This window comes from Alteromonas sp. MmMcT2-5 (genome assembly GCF_022348315.1).
Lineage (GTDB): Bacteria > Pseudomonadota > Gammaproteobacteria > Enterobacterales > Alteromonadaceae > Alteromonas > Alteromonas macleodii.
In genome coordinates, this window is sequence record NZ_JAKRFB010000049.1 from 23,474 (window position 1) to 31,289 (window position 7,816).

A 7,816-nucleotide genomic window follows, 5' to 3' on the forward strand; every position below is an offset into this window, starting at 1 on the left:
TCCTCGTTACTTTTCAGTGGTATTAATGTGAGATACGCGACTTCCTACAAGGCCATAGTAGGCAATGTAAAGGTAGCAAGAAGCGGGTAGTAAAAATGACAGCGTAACGCCGATAGTGTCTGCCAGCATGCCCTGAAGAAGTGGAATAATGGCGCCGCCAACTATGGCTAAACAGAGAATGCCTGAGCCTTGTGGGGTGTCTTTTCCTAGCTGGTGAAGTGCAAGACTAAAAATGGTAGGGAACATGATTGAGTTAAACAAACCTACTCCCAAAATGCTCCACAGCGCTATGTCTCCTGTGCTTGAAAGTGATAGCAAAATAAGCGCAATAGCCACACAAGCGTTGAACGCCAGCACGTAGCCACCCGAGATTTTTTGCATGACCACAGCACCGATAAAGCGCCCTACCATCGCGCCTCCCCAGTAGTAAGCAAGCAGCTTGGCCGCCCCTGCCTCACTTAATCCGCCAACCGCCGGACTCGCTAGATAATTCACTAGCATGCTGCCAATAGCCACTTCCGCGCCGACATACATAAAAATGCCGACAGCGCCTAAAACAAGGTGCTTGTGATGCCATGCACCTCCTTTAAATACTCCAGTGCTTGCGCTGGTGTGATTTAGCTTCGGCAGCTTTAAATACATGAAAATAAGAGCCAGAAGAAGCAAAGACGCTGCAAGAATTAGGTAAGGCACTTGCACGTCTGAAGCGCCTGGCGTACCGCCTCCATGCTCTCCTGTAGCGCCGTAGATAAGATAAGAACCGAAGAAGGGAGCCACGGTTGTACCAAAAGCGTTAAATGCTTGGGTCATGGTGAGTCGTGACGAGGCAGTTTTAGGGTCGCCGAGTGCCGTTACATAAGGGTTGGCAGACACCTGAAGTACGGTTATACCAGACGCTAATACAAAAAGAGCTAACAGAAAAATACCGTATATTTGACCTGATGCAGCGGGGAAGAACAGCAAGCACCCCACGCAGGCTATAGCGAGCCCAAGTACAATACCTTTCTGGTAACCAATGCGCGACACCACCATGCCTGCAGGCAGTGACACAATGAAATAGGCACTAAAAAAGCAAAACTGAATCAGCATTGCTTGTGTGAAGCTAAGGTTGAATGCACCTTTTAAGTAAGGAATAAGGATGTCATTCAAACAGGTAATAAAACCCCACATGAAGAACAGCGTGGTGAGTGAGATAAGCGCAAAACGGTATCCACCGTTTGCCTCTGCCTCTTGGGAGCTTGAAATATTAGGCTGCACTGGTGTGTCCACGAATAACCTCTGTTGCTATTTTTCTATTTAATGATAAATTTACATTTGAAAGCGCTTACATCTAACTACAAATGATTTTGTAAGCGCTTACATTGAAGAGATAATTACACGAAGCGTAATCGAATTCAATGTAAATATGATGTTATTTGCCCTGTCTAGCGCAGGGTTAATATGAAAAAATTGTTATAGTCAGGACATACCCACGATGCAAGAAATTAACCTTCCATCCAATTCAATGATGTTGTCGAAAGACTTTTTGTTTGGTGTGGCTACATCAAGTTTCCAAATAGAGGGAGACAGAAAAGGAAGATTAGATTGTATTTGGGACACGTTCTGCGAAAAGAAAAATGCCATTACTGATGCCACTAATGGTGACATTGCCTGTAACCACATAGATTTGTGGAAACAAGATGTAGAGCTAATTGATTCTCTTGGTGTTGATGCTTATAGACTGTCTATCTCGTGGCCGCGAGTGATGAAACAGGACGGTAGCGTAAACGAAGTGGGCATGCGCTTTTACGTAAACTTAGTCAATGAAGTTATCAAGCGCGGCATGAAAGTGTTCGTTACGCTTTATCACTGGGATTTACCGCAACACCTTGAAGACAATGGTGGCTGGCTTAATCGCAACACAGCCTATGAATTCGAAGAATATGCTGAAGCCGTAGCAAACGCGTTGGGCGAAAAAGTCCACTCTTACGCGACATTAAATGAGCCATTCTGTTCAGCCTATTTGGGTTATGAGTCAGGCATTCATGCACCTGGAAAGACAGGCATGGCAAATGGTCGAAAGGCAGCGCATCACTTATTGCTTGCTCACGGTTTAGCGTTGAAGGTGCTTAACCGAGTTTGCCCAAAAAGCCAAAACGGTATCGTACTTAACTTTAGCAATTGCCATACAAAAAGTGATTCACCGGAAGACATACACGCCGCCAAACTCGCCGATGATTACCAAAACCAATGGTATTTAAAACCTATTATTGAAGGCAAATATCCAGACATTATCGATAAGCTCGCTCCCGACGTTAAGCCAGACATTGCGGAAGGTGATATGGCTATTATTTGCCAACCAATCGATTACTTAGGCATTAATTATTACACCCGCACTGTGTATCAAAGTGATGGCAATGGTTGGTTTGAAATTGTGCCTCCAGCCACAACCGAATTAACCGCAATGGGCTGGGAAATCACTCCGGATGCCTTTACCGAGCTGCTTGTTGATTTGCACCAACGCTATGACTTACCGCCTATTTATATCACTGAAAACGGAGCAGCAATGGATGATGAGCTCATAGATGGGGAAGTGTTGGACAATGGGCGTACCGCCTACTTCCACACCCATTTAAATGCGGTAAATGAGGCAATAGAAAAAGGCGTAGACATACGCGGATATTTTGCATGGAGCCTAATGGACAACTTTGAGTGGGCGCTGGGCTATTCAAAGCGTTTCGGCATTGTTTATGTCGACTACGAAACCCAAAAACGTACGCCAAAACAAAGCGCTTTGGCTTATTCAAAACTGGTTAAGAGCCGGATAAATGGGTACATTAGCGGTATCAAATAAGGACAAGTACCAAACCGTATGGCAACAATTTACCAAGTATCAGAGGCCGCAGGTGTTTCGTTAGCTACCGTTTCTCGCGTTATGAATGGCAACGCGAAGGTAAGCGAGCGCACCCGCAAAAAAGTAGAGGATGCTATGGCATCGTTGGGATACCAGCCCAATGCCATTGCGCAATCTCTTGCGTCAAACCGCACTAACAGCGTCGGTTTGCTCGTATCTGAACTGCACGGCTCTTACTTTGGCGACTTGATGAGTACGGTAGAACATGTGCTTAAACAAAACGGTAAGCACGTTATTATTACCGCCGGTCATGTGGATGAAAAGCGCGAGCACGAAGCTATTGAGTTTTTAAAAAGCCGCCGTTGCGATGCCTTGATTCTTCACGCTGAAGCCGTCTCCGATGACTACTTAAAAACACTAGTAGACAGTAAGATCCCCGTTGTTGTGATAAACCGAAAAGTGGACGCTCTCGACGAGAACTGCTTTGTTGTGGACAACGAAAGAGGCGGCTACATGGCAACGAAAGCTGCTATTGATGCAGGCCACAAAAAGATTGCGTACATTAGCGGCCCGCTATTTAAAAAGGATGCGAGCGATCGTCTGGCAGGTCACAAAAGAGCCCTTCAAGAAGCAGGGGTTACCTTTAGTGAAAACAGTGTTTTTGAAGGTGACTTCCACGAGTCATCAGGCCAAGAAGGCATGCAGCATCTTCAGAAAACATTCTCTGACTTTACCGCATTGGTATGCGCGAACGACGAAATGGCCTCTGGTGCAATGACCGCCGCAAGAGAAGCGGGATTTGATATACCGTCCCAGCTTTCTATCATTGGCTTCGATAACGTACTGTTTTCGCGCTACCTTTATCCAAAACTCACTACAATTAATAACCCTATTCACGCTATGGGAGAAATGGCTGCTTATTGGGTGCTACAACATGTTTATGACATAAAAAGCCCTATTCCTATTGAGCACTTATTTGAACCCGAAGTAGTAAATAGGGACACATTAGGCAAATTATAAAATGAATAAAGCCCTGTCTCCGTCGCTGTATTACACACTCATTGTCTCTCTTGGAGGGTTTATTTTTGGCTTCGATGCCAGTGTAATAGCAGGAGCCAATGGCTTTATCGATGCCGAATTTAACCTAAGCGATTGGCAGCAAGGCTTCGTCGTAAGCTCACCGACACTAGGCGCGCTAATAGCCATGCTATTTGCCGGCGGCGTTAGCGACGCTATTGGCAGGCGCAAAGCACTCATTCTTGTCGCTTTCCTTTACCTGCTTTCTTCTGTCGGCTCAGCCTTAGCCCCTAATTTCGAACTATTAGTGCTTTCTCGCTTTATTGGCGGCATTGCGTTTTGTTCGCTGATCATTGCCCCGCTGTATATTTCAGAAATAAGCGCCCCAGAAAACCGAGGCAAAATGGTGTCGGTGAACCAGCTAAACATTGTATTTGGCTTCGCCCTTTCCTATTTCACCAACTATTACCTGCTACAGCTGAGTAACAGCGGTGCAGGTTGGGTTGCTGAATGGGGTATAGATACGCATTTGTGGCGCTACATGCTGGGCTTGGAGGTTATCCCCGCAGCACTATGGTTTGGTTTACTGTTTACTATTCCGCGTAGCCCCAGGTGGCTGGTACTAAAAGGCCAACACGAGGAAGCCGGACAGGTTATAAACCGCTTATTCGACAAAGCCCAAGCCAGCGCTCTTGTTGAAGATATAGCGTCTTCACTTAAAGAAAAGTCGTGGCCTTTTCGTGAACGCCTAGGCTTTCTAAAGGCGAAGGCCATGCGATTTCCGTTAATGGTGGGCATTATTATTGCCATTGCTCAGCAAATTACCGGCATTAACGTTATCTTTTTTTACGCGCCCACGATTTTTGAACAAAGCGGTGTAGGTACCAATGCGGCATTTATGCAGGCTGTATGGATTGGCTTGGTTAACGTAGCATTTACCGTAGTCGCTATGCTAACTATTGATAAATGGGGAAGAAAACCGCTGCTGCTGATTGGCTTAACTGGCGTAGTGATCAGCATGTCTATTTGTACCTATGGCTTTAAACAGGCGACATATCAAGTACAGCAAACGGCCATAAACGAAATACAGCAAGATGCGCCGAGTGTGGCAATAAAGCTAACTCCACTAACCAACGATATTTACTATTCAGACGTTGAGTTTAAGCGCACGCTAAAGACCACACTTACCAGCGACGAATACGATGCGTATCAGCAACCATTGCTAACTAGCAGTATTAATATGAATGCACCTTTAGTGTTGTTTGGCATTATTGCGTTTGTTGCTTCGTTCGCGATGTCTCTTGGCCCAGTGATGTGGGCAATGCTTGCTGAAATTTTTCCGAATCAAACCCGCGCTTTGGCTATTTCATTAGTGGGCATGGTGAATTCACTCACCAGTTTTCTAGTTCAAGTTGTTTTCCCTTGGGAGTTGGCCAACTTGGGAGCCGCGGCCACGTTTGCAATTTACGGCGTGTTTGCCTTAGTCAGCCTGATATTAGTTGCTAAGTTCTTCCCAGAAACAAAAGGAAGAACGTTGGAAGAAATCACGGAAGAATTTGAGCGATCCGCTTAGCTGAGGTCAATCCTGTATATTAAGGCAACCTGATAGCATGCTGACCTGCACAAAGGTTATCCATTCTCGCCTCTTCTAATAGTAGTGTTGATGATACATTTAACGCGCTTGGCGTAACGTGAGAAGCAACTAGGATGAGATGGTTGGCAGCGTAGCGATTTAATACCTCACACACTTTATGCTGAGTAGTCACATCCAAGCCCTCGAAGGGTTCATCAACAAGCAACACTTTTGCGTGAGATAAAATAGCGCGCGCTAAGGCTAGTCGCTTACGCTCTCCCCCAGAGAGCGTCCTACCCGCCTTGCCAACCCACATAGACAACGGCAACAGTGCCTCTAGCCCTAATTGAGCTAACAGGTTAGTCATGTCATCAAGGGGAATACCCATTCCGGCAGGGTCTAAATTTGAAGAAACACTGCCAGAAAGCACTATTGGCTCTTGTTCCACATAGCGCCAGTTTTTAATTAAGCCATCGGCTATACGCATGCCATCCACTTCTTTAAGTCCAGTAGAAGGCACAACCCCCGCAATTGACTGAAGCAAAGATGACTTACCACAGCCTGACGGCCCGGATATACATACGATGCCAGTGGCTGGGAATGTAGCATTGACCAAAGGTAAGCGTCTATTTTTGGCAGTATAATCAGATAACGTAAGTGAATGGTGCAGTTCGGTGCGTTCAAGTACTTTAATGGGTGAGGTTTTGAGCTTCTTAAGGGCTTTCGCGCTTTGTTTGTGCTGTGCAAACTTGGTAATGCTGTGAAAAGCTGCACCAGCCCAATCAGGCGCAGCCATCAATATCATGGGCACAATAATAGCAATAGGCATATACGAAAAGTCAGATATTGGACTTACTGCGCCCGACATAACTAACACTACCGCGAAAAATGCCGCGCCTTGAAACCACCAGCTCGCGCGTTGCGCTTTGTCTTTCTGCGTAGTTTGTTGTCGCCACACCCTGTCAGCACTCGGCACACTATTGATCACATGCCCACCCTCTTCCTGCGGCTTATCTGTCATTGTTTTATTTAAGTGCCATAAAGCGCTGAAGTTAAGGAAGTCGGCTGACTCTTGCCGAAACACTTTATTTTCCTTTGTCGCTTTTTTCGCAACGTTTAAACCACTAAAGCCTTGCAGCACAACGATGAAGAGCCAAATAACAAAAAGTGTAAGTAAATATGACGTGCCGGGAAGGTCAAACCATACTGCAACAATGCAAAGATTTGTGAATATAAATGTAATGTTAGAAAGCGGAGCTATCCAAGCAATCCACCGACTGGCAAGCGTTTCGGTATGCTGGGCTAATGCTTCTGTTGTGAACGCTTTGTCGGTAATTTTACTGTTTTCAAGTTGACTGAATACAAGTAAGCGACCCTCTGCGATACGGGTAAGCAAATCGTTATGACCCACCCACATACTTGCATATCCCGAAGCAATGCGAAGTAGTGCTAGCGCGCGAATAACCACCGCGGGAATAACGTAATTAAAACCTATTGGTGCAATAGCGCTGATAGCAATAAACCACGAAGAAATAACAAGAATGGTTATTCCTGCCACGCCATGTAAAAGAGCAAGCAGCAGCGTGAGATAAGCCGGTTTACTTTTCATCAAGGCTACGTTCCTTTTGATTGGCATTCATCTTAAAGCTCGTTTCCGTCACGCTGCTACAGCCTTGTAGGTGCCCGTCTTGTACTGCGCCTATTTTGCTTTTAAGCCCTGCCTCTGATTTTGACATTGAGTTGAAGTTTGAGTTGGAAATGGCGTCTTGTTCGGGCGTGCTTCGCGATACCGTCCAAAAGCGGTTAAACCAGTTTGCAGGGAGTGCTTTGTGAGAAGCCCAAATCAGTGTTTTGTCTCTACCCAAACGTTCAATTAGCTGTGCCAATCTTGCATGCTGGGAATCTGGCAAATGGGCTGTAGGCTCGTCTAGTAACCATATATCGTCTTTGCGCAACAGCGCTCTCGCTAGCGACAGCCGTTGCGCTTCTCCACCTGAAAGCAGCGGATAATCAGTCATTACCGTATCAAGCCCGCAAGGCAATAACGATAGCCACGCGTCAAGTTCTACTGTTTCTAGTGCTTTCATAAGCGCGTCGTCTGTATAGGTGTCGTTTAAGCACAAATTTTCACGTACGGTACCTGGCGTGATCACGGGGTGCTGGGTAATCCAAATTACCGGTTCACTGAATGTATGTGTGCTAGGTCTTTGACCGCCTAAGGCTTCTAATAATAGTGTTTTACCTGAACCAGAGCGCCCGCTAATGAGTATTTTATCGCCCTTTGATACTTCTAGCCGTCATTCCGCACCTAATTAGCTGATTTATTTTTCTTGACACCGATCCCCCATTTTGATCTATTACTCATCTTTGGGTGCAGCAAAATGGCTATTTCT

General features: G+C 45.8%; 5 protein-coding genes and 1 pseudogene. 3 read left to right on the top strand and 3 right to left on the bottom strand.

From position 1 onward, the window contains the following. Nucleotides 1-6: 6 nt before the first annotated feature. Entirely contained in the window at nt 7-1,269 is a 1,263-nt protein-coding gene (locus MHN09_RS17005; RefSeq protein WP_239241552.1) for a sugar MFS transporter, read from the bottom strand. A 205-nt stretch (nt 1,270-1,474) separates the two neighbouring features. Between MHN09_RS17005 and MHN09_RS17010 the strand changes: the two genes are divergently transcribed. Genes MHN09_RS17010 through MHN09_RS17020 form a run of 3 tightly spaced genes read left to right on the top strand, consistent with a single transcriptional unit; the run spans nt 1,475 to nt 5,423 of the window. Further along, on the top strand, nt 1,475-2,833 hold the full coding sequence (locus tag MHN09_RS17010; RefSeq protein WP_239241554.1) for a GH1 family beta-glucosidase: 1,359 nt from the start codon (nt 1,475-1,477) through the stop codon (nt 2,831-2,833). An 18-nt stretch (nt 2,834-2,851) separates the two neighbouring features. Then, nucleotides 2,852-3,853, top strand: a complete 1,002-nt coding sequence (locus tag MHN09_RS17015; RefSeq protein ID WP_014951145.1) for a LacI family DNA-binding transcriptional regulator — start codon at nt 2,852-2,854, stop codon at nt 3,851-3,853. A 1-nt stretch (nt 3,854) separates the two neighbouring features. After that, nucleotides 3,855-5,423 (top strand): sugar porter family MFS transporter, encoded by a 1,569-nt coding sequence (locus MHN09_RS17020; RefSeq protein WP_239241556.1) that lies wholly within the window; start codon nt 3,855-3,857, stop codon nt 5,421-5,423. A 19-nt stretch (nt 5,424-5,442) separates the two neighbouring features. Here the strand turns inward: MHN09_RS17020 and MHN09_RS17025 are convergent, their stop codons facing one another. Together MHN09_RS17025 and MHN09_RS17030 are read right to left on the bottom strand one after the other, a co-directional pair. After that, nucleotides 5,443-7,032: an ATP-binding cassette domain-containing protein gene (locus tag MHN09_RS17025; RefSeq protein ID WP_239241558.1), complete on the bottom strand. Its 1,590-nt coding sequence runs from the start codon at nt 7,030-7,032 to the stop codon at nt 5,443-5,445. Further along, nucleotides 7,022-7,705: pseudogene (locus tag MHN09_RS17030) on the bottom strand (ATP-binding cassette domain-containing protein); the annotation flags it as partial. The pseudogene MHN09_RS17030 and the gene MHN09_RS17025, both read right to left, overlap by 11 nt. Nucleotides 7,706-7,816 lie beyond the last annotated feature (111 nt).

Coding starts and splice junctions, on each gene's coding strand:
- MHN09_RS17010 (WP_239241554.1), top strand. CDS start 1,475: ATGCAAGAAATTAACCTTCCATCCAATTCAATGATGTTGTCGAAAGAC.
- MHN09_RS17020 (WP_239241556.1), top strand. CDS start 3,855: ATGAATAAAGCCCTGTCTCCGTCGCTGTATTACACACTCATTGTCTCT.
- MHN09_RS17015 (WP_014951145.1), top strand. CDS start 2,852: ATGGCAACAATTTACCAAGTATCAGAGGCCGCAGGTGTTTCGTTAGCT.
- MHN09_RS17025 (WP_239241558.1), bottom strand. CDS start 7,032: ATGAAAAGTAAACCGGCTTATCTCACGCTGCTGCTTGCTCTTTTACAT.